The following is a 17,428-nucleotide window of genomic DNA, read 5'->3' as shown; positions in this document are numbered from 1 at the left end:
CCGCCCGCCGGAGGGAGTTCCTCCGGCGGGCGGTGATCTGCCCGGAGCCGGACCGCGGCCGTTAGGGTCCCCGTATGACCGCCGCCGTGACCGCCATGATCACCGCAGTCGTCGGAGTCCTCGGGACCCTCTTCGCGCCCGTGCTCACCCAGCGGATCACCGCCCGGCAGCGCGCCGCGGAGAGCGCCGCCGAGGAGCAGCGCCGGCGCTTCGAGGAGCGCAGGACGGCGTACACGGCGATGAACCGGGCCTCACGGCAGTTCCACACCCTCCTCAAGGACGCCCTGCACCGCCTCCGCGACGGTGTCTACGACGACCAGGAGCGCGAGCGTCTGGAGGAGGCCCGCCGGGACTACCGCGACCGGTACGCCGAGGCGCAGATGCTGGTGCCCGAGCGGATCCTGGAGGCGTCACGGGCCGTGAACACGGTCCTCGCCGGGACCGACGCGGTCGTCAAGAGACTGGACAGGGGCCTGGCGCGGGACGGGGAGAGCGCCGAACAGGCCCTGCTCGACCTGAAGGAGGCCGAGCCCCGGCTGAGGGCGATGCGGCGGGTCATGCGGGAGGACCTGGGCGTGGCCGACTGACGGGAGGGTTGGCCGGCGTCAGCCGTGCTGCGTCGTCGACTCCGTGCCCGCGCGGGTCGCGTCCGTGCCCCAGCTGGCCAGCAGCCGCAGTGATTCCGCCGACGGGGAGCCCGGCTCGGCGTGGTACGTGATCAGGGACTGCTCGCTGCCGTCGGTCAGCCGGAACGACTCGAACTGCAGGGCCAGATCGCCCACCAGCGGGTGGTGCAGATGCTTGACGCCGTGGGTCTTGTCCTTCACGTCGTGCGTCGCCCACAGCCGGCGGAAGTCCTCGCTCTTCACGGACAACTCGCCCACCAGCGCCGACAGCCGCGGATCGTCCGGGTAACAGCCGGCGTCCATGCGCAGGGCGCACACGATGTCGATCGCCTTCTGCTCCCAGTCCACGAACAGTTCCCGGTACTCCGGACGCAGGAACGTCAGCCGCGCCCAGTTCCGCTCCGCCGCCGGCAGTTCCGCCCAGTCCCCGAACAGGGCCGCGGCCATGGGGTTCCAGGCCAGGATCTCCGCGCGCCGCCCCACGACGTACGCCGGGACGCCGTCCATCACCTCCAGCAGCTGCCGCAGCGCCGAGCGCACCTGCTGCGGGCGCGCCGCCGGCTTCTTCTTGTGCCGCTTGGGCTTGGCCAGGTGCGTGAGGTGCGCGTGCTCGGCGTCCGAGAGCCGCAGCGCACGGGCGATGGAGTCCAGCACCTCCGCCGACACGTTCCGCCCGTTGCCCTGCTCCAGACGCGTGTAGTACGCCACCGACACCCCGGCCAGCTGCGCCAGCTCCTCGCGCCGCAGCCCCGGCACCCTGCGGTGCCGGCCGTAGTCCGCCAGGCCCACGTCGGACGGCTTCAGCCGGGCCCGGCGAGTGCGCAGGAACTCGCTCAGCTCGGCGCGGCGGTCGAGCGGGGCGCCGGCGCCGCTCTCCGGCTCACCGAAGGCCTCGGGCGCCGGTTCGGGGTGTACGTCCATGCCCCCAAGTATTCCGGGTCGTACGCATACGAGCCTGACCCCGCCAGTGGTAGGCACAGCGTGCGTACGCAAAGCCGTGACCTGGGTGGATGCTTGCGGACCGGGCAGGCTGGTCTGCGTGCCCGGCCGGAAGGCAGGCCGGGCGCGGACGTTTCTTGGCAAGGAGAACCCCGGCATGACCACCCCTGTTGCCGCGTACGCCGCACCCGCCCCCAAGGCGCCGCTGGAGCGCACCACCATCGAGCGCCGCGCGGTCGGTGAGCACGACGTCCTGATCGACATCAAGTACGCCGGTATCTGCCACTCCGACATCCACCAGGCCCGCGAGGGCTGGGGCGAGGCCATCTTCCCGATGGTCCCCGGCCACGAGATCGCCGGCGTCGTCGCGGAGGTCGGCTCCGGTGTGACGAAGTACAAGGTCGGCGACCGCGTGGGCGTCGGCTGCATGGTCGACTCCTGCCGCGAGTGCGAGAACTGCAAGGCCGGCCAGGAGCAGTACTGCACCGGCGGCGGCATGATCGGCACGTACAACGCGATCGGCAAGGACGGCGAGCCCACCTACGGCGGCTACGCCCAGAAGATCGTCGTCGACGAGAACTACGTCGTCCGTATCCCCGACGGGCTGTCCCTCGACGTCGCCGCGCCGCTGCTGTGCGCGGGCATCACCCTGTACTCCCCGCTCAAGCACTGGGGCGCCGGCCCCGGCAAGAAGGTCGCGATCCTGGGCATGGGCGGCCTCGGTCACATGGGCGTGAAGATCGCGCATGCGCTGGGCGCCGAGGTGACCGTGCTGTCGCAGTCCCTGCGCAAGAAGGACGACGGGCTGCGGCTGGGCGCCGACCACTACTACGCGACCAGCGACCCGAAGACGTTCGAGGAGCTGGCGGGCACCTTCGACCTGATCGTGTCGACGGTGTCGGCGCCGCTGGACTTCAACGCCTATCTGTCCCTGCTCAAGATCGACGGCGCCCTGGTGAACGTCGGCGCGCCGGAGGAGCCGATCTCGCTCAACCTCTTCTCGGTGATCGGCGGCCGCAAGACGCTCGCCGGTTCCATGATCGGCGGTATCGCGGAGACCCAGGAGATGCTGGACTTCTGCGCCGAGCACGGCTTCGGCGCCGAGATCGAGCCGATCCGCGCCGACCAGATCAACGAGGCGTACGAGCGGGTGCTGAACAGCGATGTGCGGTACCGGTTCGTGATCGACACGGCGACGATCTGACGTCTTCCGTCCGGGGGCCCGGGGTGCTGTGCGCGCCGGGGCCCCGGCATGGAATCGCGTGGAGCCCTCATGCGTTGAGCGGATGGGCAACACGACGAGTTTTGGAGGGTCGCAATGGCTGAGCAGACGCAGAGGGCCGTGCTGGCGGGCGGATGTTTCTGGGGCATGCAGGAACTGATCCGGCGGCTGCCGGGCGTGACGGCGACCCGGGTCGGATACACCGGGGGTGACGTGCCGAACGCGACGTACCGCAACCATGGCACGCACGCGGAGGCCATCGAGATCCTCTACGACCCGGAGAAGACCGACTACCGCGCCCTCCTGGAGTTCTTCTTCCAGATCCACGACCCGAGCACGAAGAACCGCCAGGGCAATGACATCGGCCTCAGCTACCGCTCGGCGATCTACTACGTGGACGACGAGCAGAAGCGGATCGCCGAGGACACGATCGCGGATGTGGACGCCTCCGGCCTGTGGCCCGGCAAGGTCGTCACCGAGGTGGAGCCGGTCGGCCCGTTCTGGGAGGCCGAGCCGGAGCACCAGGACTACCTGCAGCGTTACCCGGACGGTTACACCTGCCACTTCCCGCGCCCGGGATGGCGGCTGCCCACCCGCGCGCAGGGCTGACCGCGAGGGGCAGGGAGGAGACGGGGGCTGACGTTCGGGTGAGGTTTGGCCCCCGCGCCCGGTGCGGCAGGCGGCGTGCCCTGCCCCGGGTCTGCGCGGCGGCCCCGTGGCCGTCCGCTCAGTGCGGCAGCGTCGCCGGGCTGCCGCCGTTGGCCTCGTAGCCGGCCACCGCGAGCGCCCGGTATACCGCGAACTCGGCGGCCGGGTCGGATGACAGCGTCCACGGCAGCGCACCGACATGGCCGTCGACGTGCACCAGCTGGTTCATGGCCTCCGCCCAGCGCTCGGCCCGTACCAGGAAGAACACCAGCAGATGACGCACGTGCGCCAGCATCGGATCGTTGTGACGGGCCGCGTGCACCGCGTGCAGCGCGCCGTGGATCGCCCTGGTGACGACCTCGCTCTGGTAGAAGCTGCGGACCAGGTTCACCTCCGGCAGGTGCTCGAACACCGCGAACAGCGGCATCGCCGCCAGCAGGGAGCCCTGCGGCGCCCGCGCGGCCGCCGCCTCCGCGAACTGGTAGGCCAGCTCACGCGAGCCGTGCCACTTCTCGCACCAGTAGTGCAGGGCGGCCAGGTGCGCGCCCATGTGGTTCGGCGCGCGGTCCAGGATCTTCAGCCACAGCTGCTCGAACTCCTCGCGCGGATACGCCAGTCCGCGCGCCACGGACAGCTCGACGATGTACGGGATCGGGTCGCCCGGCGCCAGCAGCGCCGCCTCCCCGCACGCCACCTTCGCCTCCTCCATGATGATCCGGAAGTCGTCGGTGCCCGGCGTCGACGTCCGCCACGCCTGCTGCACCAGGAACTCCGCGTGCACCGCAGCGCCGCCCCCGTCCTTGGGCTGCTCGGCCCGCCACACCCGCAGCCACTGGCCGCCCGGGACCTCCCCGACCCCGCCCGGCCGCCGCTGCAGCTCCAGCGCGGCAGCGCCCGCGAACGCCTGCACCCGCTGCCAGCGCAGCTCACCCTGCGTCTCCGTGCCCGCCAGCAGCTGCGCCGCCGCCTTGTACTCCTGCGTGTGCTGCACCACGTCCAGCACGTCCAGCAGGTCCTGGTCGGCGCCGGGCATGCGGATGTCCAGCTCCTCCTCACGCACGAAGCCGTAGTCCGCGGGGTCCGCCGCGTCCGGGTGGCCGGGCGGGACCTGCTCGATCATGCTCCGCCGACGCCTCAGCACCGGCAGCAGCACGACGGACAGCATGGCCGCGGCCATCAGGGCCCAGAGAATCTCCATGGCTCCAGCGAACCAGACCACGCCGACAATTGGCCAACCCGTACGACGGGCCTGTGGAAAACTCCCCGGGCGGGCACCGCGGCCGCCGCCGGGGCGTCATTCGGCCACCGCGCGCACTACGCTCGGTGCCCATGAGCGACAGGCACATCAGTCAGCACTTCGAGACCCTCGCGATCCACGCGGGCAACACCGCGGATCCCCTCACCGGCGCGGTCGTCCCGCCGATCTACCAGGTCTCGACCTACAAGCAGGACGGCGTCGGAGGCCTGCGCGGCGGTTACGAGTACAGCCGCAGCGCCAACCCCACCCGCACCGCCCTCGAGGAGAACCTCGCCGCCCTGGAGGGCGGCCGCCGCGGCCTCGCGTTCGCGTCCGGACTGGCGGCCGAGGACTGCCTGCTGCGTACGCTGCTCAGCCCCGGCGACCACGTCGTCATCCCCAACGACGCCTACGGCGGCACGTTCCGCCTCTTCGCCAAGGTCGTCTCCCGCTGGGGCATCGAGTGGTCGGTCGCCGACACCAGCGACCCGGCCGCGGTGCGCGCCGCGATCACCCCGAAGACCAAGGTCGTCTGGGTCGAGACGCCGTCCAACCCGCTGCTCGGCATCACCGACATCGCCGCCGTCGCCCAGGTCGCCCGGGACGCCGGCGCGAAACTCGTCGTCGACAACACCTTCGCCACGCCCTACCTGCAGCAGCCGCTGTCGCTCGGCGCGGACGTCGTCGTCCACTCGCTCACCAAGTACATGGGCGGGCACTCGGACGTGGTCGGCGGCGCGCTGATCGTGAGCGACCAGGGGCTCGGCGAGGAACTCGCCTACCACCAGAACGCCATGGGCGCGGTCGCCGGGCCGTTCGACTCCTGGCTGGTGCTGCGCGGCACCAAGACGCTCGCGGTGCGCATGGACCGGCACAGCTCCAACGCGTCGAAGGTCGCCGAGATGCTCACCCGACACGCGCGCGTGACGAAGGTGCTCTACCCGGGCCTGGAGGACCACCCCGGGCACGAGGTCGCCGCCAAGCAGATGAAGGCGTTCGGCGGCATGATCTCCTTCCGTGTCGAGGGCGGCGAGGAGGCGGCCGTCGAGGTGTGCAACCGCGCGAAGGTGTTCACGCTCGGCGAGTCCCTCGGCGGCGTCGAGTCGCTCATCGAGCACCCCGGCCGGATGACCCACGCCTCCGCGGCCGGCTCCGCGCTCGAGGTGCCGGGCGACCTGGTGCGCCTGTCCGTCGGCATCGAGAACGCCGACGATCTGCTGGAGGACCTGCAGCAGGCGCTCGGCTAGACCGCCGGGAAGCCGTGGGCGTGCCCGGCCGGTCGAGCGGATCGGCCGGGCCGTTCACCAGTCGGTCAGGGGCGGGGTGGTGTCGGACGGCGGCTCCGCCCACGGCTGTACCGTCAGCGCCCAGACGGTGAACGCCACGGCGGCCAGGGCCAGCAGCAGCCACATCAGCCGGCGAGCCGTCGTACGGCGGTGCAGCATGCGCGTCCCGCGGCGCACCGCCTCCCCGTACAGCTCCGGCGGCACCCGCACCGACGTCTGCTCCATGATCCGCCGGACCTCCGCCTCCCGCTCCGGCCTGTTCACGTCCGCCTCCCGGTCATGACGGCGCCACCTTCGCCGCGACGGGAGCCGGGGCCGGGCTCCGCGGCGGGTGCAGCAGGGCCGTCATGGCGCGGTGGGACAGGGCACGCACCCGGTCCACGGGGAAACCGAGCAGCGCCGCGATCTGCTCCTCACCGACGCCCTCGAACAGCCGCAGCACCAGGACCAGCCGCTCCTGCGGGGAGAGGCGGCCCAGCGCGGCCCCGGTGCGGACCGGGGTGCGGTCGAGGAGGCCGCCGTAGTGGTGCCAGGCGCCGTGGGCGAAGCGGGTGGCCAGATACTGGCGGGCACGGTCGTAGGGGTCCTCGCCGCGGAGCCGGTCCCAGCAGGCGTACGTGTGCGCGAGCGCCAGGGTGAGCAGGCGCCGGGCGCGCGGATTGTCGTCCGGTGGTTCGGCGGTCAGCAGGGTGGCGGCGTGCAGCAGCCGCCCGGCCGCCCCCGCCACGAACGCCTCGAACTCCTGGGCCCGCCGGGCACCCTGCGACGCATGCCGTTCCCGCACCGCGCCTCCCCCTGAGGGCGTCCGAAAAGAAGCCGGGCCCCGGGGCCGTACCGGCGCGGGGACCCGGTCTCATATGAGGCCAGGCGCGCCCTTTCGGTCAAGAGCCGCGCACGTGTTCGTCGCGGTGCACGCGCGCGTGGTGACGCGGAGCGCGCACGCGCGTGGACGTGCGCGTGCCAGACCTCGTGCGGCCCGGCCGGCGGGACGCCGGCGTGGCCGCCCGGCCGTCAGGAGGCCGGCGCGGTCTCGGTCTGGGGCATGCCCTGGGCCGCCGTGCGGGCGGAGAGGGCACCGTTGAAGCGCGTCAGGAGCGCGCAGAACGTCTCCCGCTCCTCCGGGGCCCAGTCGTGGGTCAGCTCGGCCATCAGCTGACGCCGGGAGGAGCGCACCTCCTCGAGCCGGGCCTGCCCGCGCGGGGAGAGCTGGAGGACGACCGCCCGGCCGTCCTCCGGGTGCGAGGTCCGCTTGACGAGGCCGGTGTCGACGAGCGGCGCGACCTGGCGGGTGACCGTGGAGGAGTCGATCCCCATGCTCGCCGCGAGCGCCTTGACGCCCATCGGGCCTTCCTTGTCGAGCCGGTTGAGCAGCAGATACGCCGCGCGGTCCATGGAGTTGCGCACCTGCCCGACCCCGCCGAGCCGGGTCTGTTCGGCGCGGCGGGCGAACACCGCCACCTCGTGCTGGAGGGTGTCGAGGAGACCGGGGTCACCGACGGTCGTCATGTCCATCGACATTTCTGGTGTTGTGGGCATGGCCGGGGGCTCGCTTCATGGAGGGCTGCTGGGTTGGGGGACAGGGTACGCGGCCCGGCCCCGAGGCGTACCGACGCTGCGCGATCCGGGTCTCGGAGGTTGGTCACAGCCGCGGCACGCACGCGTGAACTGCAAGACTTGAGAGATGAACCACCGCACGACCACCACCCTGCCGCCGGTCACCCTCGACGATGTCCGCGGGGCCCGGAAGATGCTCACCGGGGTCGCGCGCGTGACCGCGATGGAGGGCAGCCGCCACCTGTCGCAGCTGGTGGGCGCGCCGGTGCACCTCAAGTGCGAGAACCTGCAGCGGACCGGATCCTTCAAGCTGCGCGGCGCCTATGTACGGATCGCCGGGCTGCTGCCGGAGGAGCGGGCCGCCGGGGTGGTCGCCGCGAGCGCGGGCAACCACGCGCAGGGCGTGGCGCTCGCGTCGTCGCTGCTCGGGGTGCGCTCGACGGTGTTCATGCCGAAGGGCGCCCCGCTGCCCAAGATCAGCGCCACCGAGGACTACGGCGCCGAGGTGCGCCTGCACGGCCACGTGGTCGACGAGACGCTGGCCGCCGCTCAGGAGTACGCGGACCGGACCGGCGCGGTGTTCATCCACCCCTTCGACCACCCCGACATCATCGCCGGTCAGGGCACGGTCGGCCTGGAGATCCTGGAGCAGTGCCCGGAGGTCCGCACCATCGTCGTCGGGATCGGTGGCGGCGGGCTTGCGGCCGGGATCGCGGTCGCGGTGAAGTCGCTGCGGCCGGACGTGCGGGTCGTCGGGGTGCAGGCGGACGGCGCCGCCGCGTATGTGCCGTCACTGGCGGCGGGGCGGCCGGTCGCGGTCGAGCACCCGGCGACGATGGCCGACGGCATCCGGGTCGGGCGGCCCGGTGACGTGCCGTTCGGGATCGTCGAGGAACTGGTCGACGAGGTCCGCACGGTCAGCGAGGACGAACTGTCCACCGCGCTGCTGCTGTGCCTGGAACGAGCCAAGCTGGTGGTCGAGCCGGCCGGCGCCAGCCCGGTCGCGGCGCTGCTGAGCGAGCCGCACGCCTTCGAGGGCCCGGTGGTGGCGGTGCTGTCCGGCGGCAACGTCGACCCGCTGCTGATGCAGCGCATCCTGCGCCACGGCCTGTCCGCGCAGGGCCGCTACCTGGCCGTTCGGGTACGTCTGACGGACCGGCCCGGTGCGCTCGCGGCGCTGCTCGGGGTGTTGTCGGCGGTCGACGCCAACGTCCTCGACGTGAGCCATGTACGCACCGATCCCCGGCTCGGGCTCACGGAGGCGGAGGTCGAGCTGCACCTGGAGACCAAGGGCCCGGTGCACTGCGCCGAGGTCGGCCAGGCCCTGAGCGGGGCGGGCTACACGGTCATCGGCTGAGGGCGTTCCGGGCCTCGTCCCGGAAAAGCGCAGGTAGAAACCCACGGTGTCACTCGTTCGGGGAAATCCATTGAGAGACGCGATACATCGCGTTATGGTGTGGCTCACGCGACAGGCGGCCGCCGGCCTCATCCACCCCGGAGCTGCCCGACGGTGTCAGGTGGTACCAGGCGGAACAAACCACCCGAATCTAGGCTTTCCCAAGAATCCCCAATGACGTGGAGACCCATATGCCAGGCGCCATCTACGCCGAAGGGCTGGTCAAGACCTTCGGTGACGTAAAGGCTCTGGACGGCGTCGACCTCGACGTCCCGGAGGGCACCGTCCTCGGCCTGCTCGGGCCGAACGGCGCGGGCAAGACCACCGCGGTCCGCTGCCTGACCACCCTGCTGCGCCCCGACCGCGGCCGGGCCGTCGTCGCAGGCGTCGACGTGCTCAAGCACCCCAACGACGTGCGGCGCTCCATCGGCCTGTCCGGCCAGTTCGCCGCGGTCGACGAGTATCTGACCGGCCGCGAGAACCTCCAGATGGTCGGCCAGCTGTACCAGATGAAGGCCAGGGCGGCGAAGGCCCGGGCCGTGGAGCTGCTGGAGCAGTTCGACCTGACGGACGCCGCCGACCGCCCCACCAAGACGTACTCGGGCGGCATGCGCCGCCGCCTCGACCTGGCCGCCGCACTCGTCGTCTCCCCGCCGGTGATGTTCATGGACGAGCCGACCACCGGCCTCGATCCGCGCAACCGTCAGATGCTGTGGGAGGTCATCAAACAGCTCGTCTCCGGCGGTACGACCCTGTTGCTGACCACGCAGTACCTGGAGGAGGCCGACCACCTCGCCCACGACATCGCGGTCGTCGACCACGGCCGGGTCATCGCCCGCGGCACCTCCGACCAGCTCAAGGCGCGCACCGGCGGCGAGCGCGTGGAGGTCGTGGTGCACGAGCGGGAGCACATACCCGTCGCCGCCGAGGTGCTGCGCGGCTTCGGCAAGGGCGACACCGCGGTCGAGGAGCACACCCGCAAGCTGACCGTGCCCGTCGCCGGCGGCGCCAAGCTGCTCGCCGAGGTGATCCGTGAGCTCGACGCCCGCGGCATCGAGATCGACGACATCGGCCTGCGCCGGCCCACGCTCGACGACGTCTTCCTGTCCCTGACCGGTCACGCCGCCGAGAACGAGGAAGACAAGACGGAGAAGGAGGCCGTGAAGTGAGTGCCCTCACCGACACCGCCCGGGTGGCTCCGTCGGGCAACCCGGTCAGCCAGTCCGTCCGCGACTCGCTGGTCCTCGCCAAGCGGAACCTGATCCGGATGTCCCGGATCCCCGAGATGCTGGTCTACGGACTGATCCAGCCGATCATGTTCGTGGTGCTGTTCACCTACGTCTTCGGCGGTTCCATGCAGATCGGCGGCAGCACCAGCGCCACCGACTACAAGAACTTCCTGATGGCCGGCATCTTCGCGCAGACCGTCACCTTCGCCACCGCCAGCTCCGGCGCCGGTATCGCCGACGACATGCACAAGGGGCTCATCGACCGCTTCCGTTCCCTGCCCATGGCGCGCGGCGCGGTGCTCACCGGACGTACGCTCGCCGACCTGGTGCAGACGGCCCTGACGCTGGTCGTGCTCGCGGTGGTCGCGCTGCTTGTCGGCTGGCGCGTCGGGTCGGACGGCGACACCAACGCGGCCAAGGTCCTCGCCGCGTTCCTGCTGCTGCTCCTGCTCGGTTACGCCTTCACCTGGATCGGCGCGCTGATCGGGCTGTCCGTGCGCACCCCCGAGGCGGCCACCTCCGGCGGGCTGATCTGGCTCTTCCCGGTCACGTTCATCTCGAACGCGTTCGTGGACACCAGTCACATGACGCCATGGCTGCGGCACATAGCGGAGTGGAACCCGTTCAGCGCCACCGTGCAAGCCTGCCGTGTGCTGTTCGCCAACCCCGGACAGTCGCAGTCCGGCGCCTGGCCCATGCAGCACCCGGTGTGGGCGTCGCTGATCTACTCGGTCCTGATCATCGTCATCTTCCGCACACTCGCGGTGCGCAAGTACCGCTCGGCCACGGCCTGACCCCGTACGGCGAACAAGCCCCGGTACGGCGGAGCCCCCGGTGTCGCGTGGACGCCGGGGGCTCTCGGTACAGCCGGTGGGGCCGGTCAGCCGTTGTACGGCTCGGCCTTCAGGATGCGGACCGAGGCCTTCTTGCCGTTGGGCAGCTCGTACTCCGCGTCGTCGCCGACCTTGTGGCCGAGGACGCCCGTGCCGAGCGGGGACTGCGGCGAGTAGGTCTCGATGTCGGAGCTGGCGTACTCGCGGGAGGCGAGCAGGAAGGTCAGCGTGTCGTCCTCGTCACCGTCGAAGGCGATCGTCACGACCATGCCCGGCGCGACCGCGCCGTTGGAGGCCGGCGCCTCGCCGACCTTGGCGTTCTCGAGGAGCTGGGTCAGCTGCCGCACGCGGAGCTCCTGCTTGCCCTGCTCCTCCTTGGCCGCGTGGTACCCGCCGTTCTCACGCAGGTCGCCCTCCTCGCGCGCGGCCGCGATCTTCGCCGAGATCTCCGCACGCGCGGGACCAGTAAGGTACTCAAGCTCAGCCTTGAGCTTGTTGTACGCCTCCTGGGTCAGCCAGGTGACGTTCTCGCTGGTCTGGGTCACAGGTGCTCCTCGTAGGTACTGGGAATACAAAGCATCGCCCTACCCAGAAGAATGTTCCCTCATGGATGGGCGAAACCACGAGCCTAACAATTCAGCGGCCGCAGGGGGAGGACATAAGCCATCTAATTTACGTCAACGCAGGTCAGGCGCTACGTATTCCGGGTGACGGCGGGACGTGTGAGCGCGTCAAGGGTGACGGGGGCGTCAGGTGTGCCTCCCGTGCCGGGAGGGTCAGCTTCGGTGACAGCCGAGCAGCTCGGCCGTCGACCCGCGTGCGGTCGTGCGCAGTGTGACGACCTTGTCGATTCGGGTGTCCGGCCCGGTGAAGCGGAAGTCGGCGCGGCCGACCTCGGTGCCGTCCGCCGCCTGCGAGCGCAGGGTGCAGTAGCCGTCAGTGCCGGCGTCCTTGTGGACCTCCAGATGCACCTTGACCGCGTTGTCGGAGGCGTCGAAGGTGATCACCTGGGCGCTGATGCCGCTGCCGGCGACATAGTGGTAGCCGAACCAGCCGACGACCGCGAGCAGCACGGCGCCCAGAACCGTCCCGACGATCTTCAGGGTGCGGTCGCTGCGCACGTCCGAGGAGCGGCCGTAGCGCTCCTGCGGCAGCTGTGTGCTCGCCGTACTCATGATCGTCCTCTCGGCAGGCCCTCGGCGGGACGGGCGGGGCGGACGAAGGTCCAAAAACGGACGCCCGTGGGGAGAGCCGGAATTATTCGCCGCCCGATTCGGTCACTATAGAAGCCGCCCGCCCGGCACCCGAGCACCGCCCCTCAAGGACGTCCCCGCGGGACGACCCCAGCCAACTTGCGCCCGACACCGGGGCGCCGACCGACCCGAGGAATGAGTCTTGACTGACCAGCTGCGACTGATGGCCGTGCACGCCCATCCCGACGACGAGTCGAGCAAGGGCGCGGCCACCATGGCCAAGTACGTGTCGGAGGGGGTGGACGTGCTGGTGGTGACCTGCACGGGCGGGGAACGCGGCTCCATCCTCAACCCCAAGCTCCAGGGCGACAAGTACATCGAGGAGAACATCCACGAGGTCCGCCGCAAGGAGATGGACGAGGCCCGCGAGATCCTCGGGGTCAAGCAGGAGTGGCTCGGCTTCGTCGACTCCGGACTGCCGGAGGGCGACCCGCTGCCGCCGCTGCCGGAGGGCTGCTTCGCCCTGGAGGACGTCGACCACGCGGCCGGGGAGCTGGTGAAGCAGATCCGCTCCTTCCGTCCGCAGGTGATCACCACCTACGACGAGAACGGCGGCTACCCGCACCCCGACCACATCATGACCCACAAGATCTCGATGGTGGCGTTCGAGGGTGCGGCGGACACGGAGAAGTACCCGGAGGACGTGTACGGCCCGGCGTACCAGCCGCTGAAGCTGTACTACAACCAGGGCTTCAACCGGCAGCGGACCGAGGCGCTGCACAAGGCGCTGCTCGACCGGGGGCTGGAGTCCCCCTACGGCGAGTGGCTCAAGCGGTGGGACGACTCGGACCGGCCGGAGCGCACGCTGACCACGCACGTTCCGTGCGCGGACTTCTTCGAGATCCGCGACAAGGCGCTGATCGCGCACCGTACGCAGATCGATCCGGACGGTGGGTGGTTCCGGGTGCCCCTGGAGCTGCAGAAGGAGGTCTGGCCGACGGAGGAGTACGAGCTGGCGAAGTCGCTCGTCGATACCTCCCTCCCCGAGGACGACCTCTTTGCGGGCATCCGAGACAATGCCTGACATGAGCGCAAGCATGAGCCTGGCCGTGACGCACCTTCTGCCCTTCGCCGCCGACAGCTTCGACAAGGACAAGGTCACCCCCGGCATCCTCGGCTTCATCGTCTTCGCGGCGATGGCGCTGGCGGTGTGGGTCCTGATGAAGTCCATGAGCAAGCACATGCGCAAGGTCGACTTCCAGGAGGCGCCGGAGACCGATCCCTCCGGGAACAAGGGCACGCCCTCCGGGAAAGTCAAGCCGCAGCAGGGCTGAGCCGCCCCTGCCGGGGGCGGTACGGCCGAGTCGCCGGAGCCGGCGGAGGCAGATCCGCCGCGACCGGCACAGGCAACACCCCGGCACGGGCGGACCGCCGGCCGCGTCGACGCCGCCGGCCTGCCGTGCCCGGTACCGCCCGGCGGGAGGGGCCGTACCCGGCACCGGCGGGCTCGGTCAGTTCTCTGTAGGGACCCCCACCCCCATCACCTCACGGGCGTGGCGGTCCGGAGTCATGCCCAGGCGCCACGCCTGCCAGCCTGCTTCCAGGGTGATGCCGCGCTCCAGCAGCAGCTGGTACGCCTCCAGGTAGTCGTCCAGTTTCCCGTCCCGGGTGGGATGGGCGGCGCGGGCCAGCTGGGACAGCTCCTCCTGCGCGACCGCCGTGCCGACCTCCACACCGCCGGGGGCCGCGTACGGCAGCAGGGTGCAGCGCAGGAAGCGCGCCCAGTCCCCGCCGCGCCGGTCGCCGTAGGAGGCGAACAGGGCGGCGGCCTCGTCGCACAGCGCCAGCGCCTGCGGGGTGCGCGCGTTGCCCGCGTCCACCACCGCCAGCTCCAGGCACGTCCACGCCTCCCCGTGGGCGACGCCGATGCGCTGGAAGTCGGCGCGGGCGTCCACCAGCAGCTGCCGGGCGAACCCGGAGTTGCGCAGGCTGCCGGTCTGCGCCGCCCGCTGGTCGCGCGTGGCCCGCGCCGAGTGGTGCCGGGCGCAGGCCAGGCCGTACACGTCCCGCATCCGGGAGAACATGGTCCGGGCCCGCTCCAGCTCGCGCACCGCGCGGTCCAGGTCGCCGGTCTCCTCCAGCGCCTGACCCAGGTAGTACAGCGTCCATGCCTCGCCGCGCGCGTCCTCGTTGTCCCGGTGCCGTGACGCCGCCCGGCGCAGCGCGTCCACCGCCTCGGCGGCGTCGCCGTCGACGAGCCGGGCGCGGGCCAGCTGGGTCATCGCCCACGCCTCGCCGCGCGCGTCGCGGGTCCGGCCGTACAGCTCCAGCGCCCGGCGCAGGTCGCCCTCCGCGCGCGGTACGTCGCCCATGCGCAGCCCGAGCTGGCCGAGCTGGAAGTGCGCCCACGCCTCGCCGTGCACCGAGCTGCCCTCCCGGTGCAGCAGCAGGGAGTCCTCCAGCAGGGGCAGCGCCTCGGCGAGCCGGCCCCGGTCGCGTTCGACGGCGGCGAGCGCGTGCATCGTCCAGGCCCGGTCCGTGGCCAGTTCCGGCGCCGCCTGCAGGTCCAGCGCCTCGCGCAGCTTGGCGGCGGCCTCGGTGAGGTTGCCCTGGTGGTGCAGGGTGATGCCGAGGGAGCACAGGGCGCGCGCGGCACCCGCGTCGTGGTGCGCCTCCAGATACAGGTCGACCACGGACGTCAGCGTGGTGCGCGCCTTGTCCAGTTCGCCGAGCTGGCGGGCCGCGATGCCGGTGCGCCACTGCACGGAGCGGATCAGCAGGCCCTGGTCGACGCTCTGCGCCAGTTCGCTGATCTCGCCGAGCCGGTACAGGTCGCCGCGCAGCAGGCAGTAGTCGCACAGGGCGCCCAGCAGGTTCAGCACCGCGCGCTGGTCGACGCCCTCGGCGTGCCGGAGCGTGGCGGTGATGAAGCTGGACTCGTCGTCCAGCCAGCGCAGCGCCTCGTCCAGCGAGGTGAAGCCGTGCGGGCTGAACCGGTCGGAGCGGGTGGAGACGTTGCCGTCGACCAGCCGCAGCACCGAGTCGGCGAGGTCGGCGTAGCTGAGGATCAGCCGCTCCTGCGCGGCCGCGCGCTCGGCGGGGTCCTCCTCGTCCACCAGGCGGGCCTGCGCGAAGGAGCGCACCAGGTCGTGCAGCCGGTAGCGGTTGCCGCGCACATGGTCGATCAGGCCCGCCCGGGCCAGCGTGGTCAGATGGCGGGTGGCCTCCGTGCGGTCGGTGGCCAGCAGGGCGGCGGCCGCGGCGGCGCCGAGGGAGGCCCGGCCGGCCAGCGCCAGCCGCCGCAGCAGCCGCCGCGGCTGCTCGTCCTGGTCGGTGTAGCGCAGCCACAGCGCCCGCTCGACGGGGTCGACCGGGCCGTACGCGCCGAGGTCGCCGGCCAGCTGCCGCGGTGAGCGCGGGCCGAGGGCCGAACCGGCGATGCGCAGCGCCAGCGGCAGCGCGCCGCACAGCTCCCGGATCCGGTCGGTGGACTCGGCGTCGTACGGCTCGGAGCTGTCCTCGGCCGTGGCGCCGAGCAGCTCCTCCGCGCCGGCCGCGTCGAGCGCCTCGACGGGCAGGTGGTGCACCCGGGCGTCGAGGTCGGCGGGCAGCTGGAGCGGTTCCCGGGCGGTGACCAGGACGAGGCTGTCGGAGTGCTCGGGGACGAGGGCGCGCACCTGCTCGGGGTCGCCGGCGTCGTTGAGGATCACGGTGACCGGCACTCCGGTCAGATGCCGGTGGTAGAGCTCGCCGAGCCGCTTGATCTGCTGGTCGGGGGAGGAGCGTTCACGGAAGAGCAGTTGCTCGCGGGGCGCGCCGAGCCGGTTGAGCAGGTGCAGCAGCGCGTCCCGGGTGGGCAGCGGCTGCTCGCCAGCGCCGTCCCCGCGCAGATCGACCACACATGCCCCGCGGAACTGGTCGCGCACATCGTGGGCGGCGCGTACGGCGAGGGTGGTGCGGCCGCTGCCGGGCACGCCGTGCAGGACGACGACGGTCGGCTTGGTCCGGGTGCCGGCGCGGGCCGCCTGCACCCACTGCCGGATCCGCGCCAGCTCCGCCCGGCGCCCGGCGAACGGGCCGTCCGCGTCCGGGAGGTGGGCGAAGGACTGCTCCAGCGCCGTACGCCCGCGGGCTGCCGCGCTCTTGTCCGCGCCGCGCAGTTGCGGTCCCGCGGGCTTGCCGACCGGGCCGGTGGAGGCGGCCAGTACCCGTTGCTGGTCCAGGAACGGGCGGATGCCGCGCACCTCCAGCGCCGTCAGCCACTGCAGCCGCAGCTGCTCGGGGCCGCCGGGCTGGCCCACGGCGCCGGCGCGGTGGTGCGCGGCGGGCAGGTGCGCGCCGGCCGCCTTGACCACGGTCGCCGCGGCGCCGGCGACACCGGCGGTCACTCCGGCGCCGAGGGCGGTGCCGGTGTCGGTGCCCAGGGCCAGGTCGGCGACCCCGGCGGCGACGGCGGCAACGACCGCCACCAGCAGGGGGGTTGTGCCGCCCTGCTGGGCGTAGCGCTGTCTGAAGCCGAGCCGCCCGGCATCCGCTTCATCGAGGGCGCGGGTGTAGGCCGCGTACTCCTCGCCCGCCGTCTGCGCCATGGCGTCCAGCGCGGCGCGCGCCCGCCCGAGCAGCACCTGGCCATCCGTGCGCCCACCGGACCGCCGTACCTCCTCCTCCACGGCCCGGGCCAGCAACCGCTCGGCCTCCGCACGGTGCGCGTCTCGCATGCCTCGTCCCCCTCCGACGGCAACTCCCTTGTCTATGAGTGTCCTTCGGGACGCGCTCCGATGCGAGAGGGGTGACGGTCCGTCACCGCCAGAACCGTGCAGGCGTAGGCCAGTCCCGCCTCGGCCACCGCGCAGGCCAGGGCCTGGGCGAGGGCGCTGCCGGGTTGTGCGGTCGTTATGTCGAACCAGGCGTCCAGCACGGCCACGGACGCGGTCGCCGAGGCGGTCAGCCGCATGCGTGCGTCGCCGCGCAGGCCGAGCAGCGCGGTGGCGGCGCAGCCGGCCGCCATCAGCACGTCGAGGCCGATCCAGGCCAGCGACCAGTTCCGGACCTCGGCGCGGGCGGGCAGGGTCAGGGCGAGCACCACCATCCACGGCACGAGCACCACCGCGGCTGTGCCGAGCGCGATCAGCGTCCACTTCTTCCGCACGTCTCCCACCCCTTCGTCCGCCTGCACCGCGGTGCCGGCACCGGCCCGCGCATCTGTCTCGGATGCCACGCCGCGCGCCACCGCATGCCTTACACCCTAGACCGCAGAGAAAATTC

At 71.9% G+C, this 17,428-nt stretch carries 18 protein-coding genes; 9 read left to right on the top strand and 9 right to left on the bottom strand.

Annotated elements, in window-relative coordinates:
- The first annotated feature begins 74 nt into the window (after window positions 1-74).
- Window positions 75-587, top strand: coding sequence for a hypothetical protein (locus tag ACF1GV_RS23320; RefSeq protein WP_391683976.1), 513 nt, complete (start codon window positions 75-77; stop codon window positions 585-587).
- 18 nt (window positions 588-605) lie between these two features.
- On the opposite strand, the gene ACF1GV_RS23315 is transcribed toward ACF1GV_RS23320, so the two are convergent.
- Window positions 606-1,547 (bottom strand): helix-turn-helix domain-containing protein, encoded by a 942-nt coding sequence (locus tag ACF1GV_RS23315; protein WP_391683974.1) that lies wholly within the window; start codon window positions 1,545-1,547, stop codon window positions 606-608.
- A 175-nt stretch (window positions 1,548-1,722) separates the two neighbouring features.
- Between ACF1GV_RS23315 and ACF1GV_RS23310 the strand changes: the two genes are divergently transcribed.
- Together ACF1GV_RS23310 and msrA are read left to right on the top strand one after the other, a co-directional pair.
- Complete coding sequence (locus ACF1GV_RS23310; protein ID WP_391683971.1) at window positions 1,723-2,769, top strand: NAD(P)-dependent alcohol dehydrogenase; 1,047 nt, start codon at window positions 1,723-1,725, stop codon at window positions 2,767-2,769.
- 114 nt (window positions 2,770-2,883) lie between these two features.
- Complete coding sequence (gene msrA, locus ACF1GV_RS23305) at window positions 2,884-3,396, top strand: peptide-methionine (S)-S-oxide reductase MsrA (protein WP_391683969.1); 513 nt, start codon at window positions 2,884-2,886, stop codon at window positions 3,394-3,396.
- A 118-nt stretch (window positions 3,397-3,514) separates the two neighbouring features.
- Here msrA and ACF1GV_RS23300 read toward each other — a convergent pair whose 3' ends face one another.
- Window positions 3,515-4,633, bottom strand: a complete 1,119-nt coding sequence (locus ACF1GV_RS23300; protein ID WP_391683966.1) for a hypothetical protein — start codon at window positions 4,631-4,633, stop codon at window positions 3,515-3,517.
- Between the two features lie 131 nt (window positions 4,634-4,764).
- Here ACF1GV_RS23300 and ACF1GV_RS23295 point away from each other — a divergent pair, with 131 nt between their 5' ends.
- Window positions 4,765-5,919, top strand: coding sequence for a cystathionine gamma-synthase (locus ACF1GV_RS23295; RefSeq protein ID WP_363267502.1), 1,155 nt, complete (start codon window positions 4,765-4,767; stop codon window positions 5,917-5,919).
- A gap of 54 nt (window positions 5,920-5,973) precedes the next feature.
- Here the strand turns inward: ACF1GV_RS23295 and ACF1GV_RS23290 are convergent, their stop codons facing one another.
- The 3 genes from ACF1GV_RS23290 to ACF1GV_RS23280 form a co-directional block, all read right to left on the bottom strand.
- Window positions 5,974-6,222 (bottom strand): hypothetical protein, encoded by a 249-nt coding sequence (locus tag ACF1GV_RS23290; protein ID WP_363267501.1) that lies wholly within the window; start codon window positions 6,220-6,222, stop codon window positions 5,974-5,976.
- A 13-nt stretch (window positions 6,223-6,235) separates the two neighbouring features.
- Window positions 6,236-6,742 (bottom strand): sigma factor-like helix-turn-helix DNA-binding protein, encoded by a 507-nt coding sequence (locus tag ACF1GV_RS23285; protein WP_391683963.1) that lies wholly within the window; start codon window positions 6,740-6,742, stop codon window positions 6,236-6,238.
- Window positions 6,743-6,969: 227 nt separating this feature from the next.
- Complete coding sequence (locus ACF1GV_RS23280) at window positions 6,970-7,476, bottom strand: MarR family winged helix-turn-helix transcriptional regulator (protein WP_391683961.1); 507 nt, start codon at window positions 7,474-7,476, stop codon at window positions 6,970-6,972.
- Between the two features lie 163 nt (window positions 7,477-7,639).
- On the opposite strand from ACF1GV_RS23280, the gene ilvA reads away from it, so the two are divergent.
- The 3 genes from ilvA to ACF1GV_RS23265 all read left to right on the top strand — a co-directional run bounded on the left by ilvA (window position 7,640) and on the right by ACF1GV_RS23265 (window position 10,931).
- The gene (gene ilvA / locus ACF1GV_RS23275; RefSeq protein ID WP_391683959.1) at window positions 7,640-8,869 is read left to right on the top strand and encodes a threonine ammonia-lyase; all 1,230 of its coding nucleotides are present in this window, start codon (window positions 7,640-7,642) and stop codon (window positions 8,867-8,869) included.
- A 230-nt stretch (window positions 8,870-9,099) separates the two neighbouring features.
- A complete protein-coding gene (locus ACF1GV_RS23270) occupies window positions 9,100-10,077 on the top strand; it encodes an ATP-binding cassette domain-containing protein (protein ID WP_391683957.1) in 978 nt (325 codons plus the stop codon).
- Window positions 10,074-10,931, top strand: a complete 858-nt coding sequence (locus tag ACF1GV_RS23265; RefSeq protein WP_391683954.1) for an ABC transporter permease — start codon at window positions 10,074-10,076, stop codon at window positions 10,929-10,931. The genes ACF1GV_RS23270 and ACF1GV_RS23265 overlap by 4 nt, the downstream gene beginning before the upstream one ends.
- Window positions 10,932-11,017: 86 nt before the next feature.
- Here the strand turns inward: ACF1GV_RS23265 and greA are convergent, their stop codons facing one another.
- Window positions 11,018-11,515 (bottom strand): transcription elongation factor GreA, encoded by a 498-nt coding sequence (gene greA / locus ACF1GV_RS23260; protein WP_363267491.1) that lies wholly within the window; start codon window positions 11,513-11,515, stop codon window positions 11,018-11,020.
- Between the two features lie 231 nt (window positions 11,516-11,746).
- Window positions 11,747-12,145 (bottom strand): DUF4307 domain-containing protein, encoded by a 399-nt coding sequence (locus ACF1GV_RS23255; protein ID WP_391683952.1) that lies wholly within the window; start codon window positions 12,143-12,145, stop codon window positions 11,747-11,749.
- A 241-nt stretch (window positions 12,146-12,386) separates the two neighbouring features.
- Here ACF1GV_RS23255 and mca point away from each other — a divergent pair, with 241 nt between their 5' ends.
- A complete protein-coding gene (gene mca / locus ACF1GV_RS23250) occupies window positions 12,387-13,247 on the top strand; it encodes a mycothiol conjugate amidase Mca (protein ID WP_391684060.1) in 861 nt (286 codons plus the stop codon).
- Window positions 13,240-13,497 carry a hypothetical protein gene (locus ACF1GV_RS23245; protein WP_391683949.1) on the top strand — a complete coding sequence of 86 codons (258 nt, stop codon included), beginning with the start codon at window positions 13,240-13,242 and terminating at the stop codon, window positions 13,495-13,497. Before mca ends, ACF1GV_RS23245 begins: the two co-directional genes overlap by 8 nt.
- 177 nt (window positions 13,498-13,674) lie before the next feature.
- Here ACF1GV_RS23245 and ACF1GV_RS23240 read toward each other — a convergent pair whose 3' ends face one another.
- Window positions 13,675-16,881, bottom strand: a complete 3,207-nt coding sequence (locus tag ACF1GV_RS23240) for a tetratricopeptide repeat protein (RefSeq protein ID WP_391683947.1) — start codon at window positions 16,879-16,881, stop codon at window positions 13,675-13,677.
- Between the two features lie 32 nt (window positions 16,882-16,913).
- Complete coding sequence (locus ACF1GV_RS23235; protein WP_391683943.1) at window positions 16,914-17,381, bottom strand: hypothetical protein; 468 nt, start codon at window positions 17,379-17,381, stop codon at window positions 16,914-16,916.
- Between the last annotated feature and the right edge of the window lie 47 nt (window positions 17,382-17,428).

This window comes from Streptomyces sp. NPDC014006, from assembly GCF_043088925.1.
GTDB lineage: Bacteria > Actinomycetota > Actinomycetes > Streptomycetales > Streptomycetaceae > Streptomyces.
Note: the sequence above shows the minus strand (reverse complement) of the source record. Positions and strands in the feature narration are given on the sequence as shown.

Excerpts from the sequence above, each read along its gene's own strand:
- ACF1GV_RS23320 (WP_391683976.1), top strand. The coding sequence starts at position 75 with ATGACCGCCGCCGTGACCGCCATGATCACCGCAGTCGTCGGAGTCCTC.
- msrA (WP_391683969.1), top strand. The coding sequence starts at position 2,884 with ATGGCTGAGCAGACGCAGAGGGCCGTGCTGGCGGGCGGATGTTTCTGG.
- ACF1GV_RS23270 (WP_391683957.1), top strand. The coding sequence starts at position 9,100 with ATGCCAGGCGCCATCTACGCCGAAGGGCTGGTCAAGACCTTCGGTGAC.
- ACF1GV_RS23280 (WP_391683961.1), bottom strand. The coding sequence starts at position 7,476 with ATGTCGATGGACATGACGACCGTCGGTGACCCCGGTCTCCTCGACACC.
- ilvA (WP_391683959.1), top strand. The coding sequence starts at position 7,640 with ATGAACCACCGCACGACCACCACCCTGCCGCCGGTCACCCTCGACGAT.
- ACF1GV_RS23295 (WP_363267502.1), top strand. The coding sequence starts at position 4,765 with ATGAGCGACAGGCACATCAGTCAGCACTTCGAGACCCTCGCGATCCAC.
- ACF1GV_RS23310 (WP_391683971.1), top strand. The coding sequence starts at position 1,723 with ATGACCACCCCTGTTGCCGCGTACGCCGCACCCGCCCCCAAGGCGCCG.
- ACF1GV_RS23245 (WP_391683949.1), top strand. The coding sequence starts at position 13,240 with ATGCCTGACATGAGCGCAAGCATGAGCCTGGCCGTGACGCACCTTCTG.
- ACF1GV_RS23315 (WP_391683974.1), bottom strand. The coding sequence starts at position 1,547 with ATGGACGTACACCCCGAACCGGCGCCCGAGGCCTTCGGTGAGCCGGAG.
- ACF1GV_RS23240 (WP_391683947.1), bottom strand. The coding sequence starts at position 16,881 with ATGCGAGACGCGCACCGTGCGGAGGCCGAGCGGTTGCTGGCCCGGGCC.
- ACF1GV_RS23255 (WP_391683952.1), bottom strand. The coding sequence starts at position 12,145 with ATGAGTACGGCGAGCACACAGCTGCCGCAGGAGCGCTACGGCCGCTCC.
- ACF1GV_RS23300 (WP_391683966.1), bottom strand. The coding sequence starts at position 4,633 with ATGGAGATTCTCTGGGCCCTGATGGCCGCGGCCATGCTGTCCGTCGTG.
- mca (WP_391684060.1), top strand. The coding sequence starts at position 12,387 with ATGGCCGTGCACGCCCATCCCGACGACGAGTCGAGCAAGGGCGCGGCC.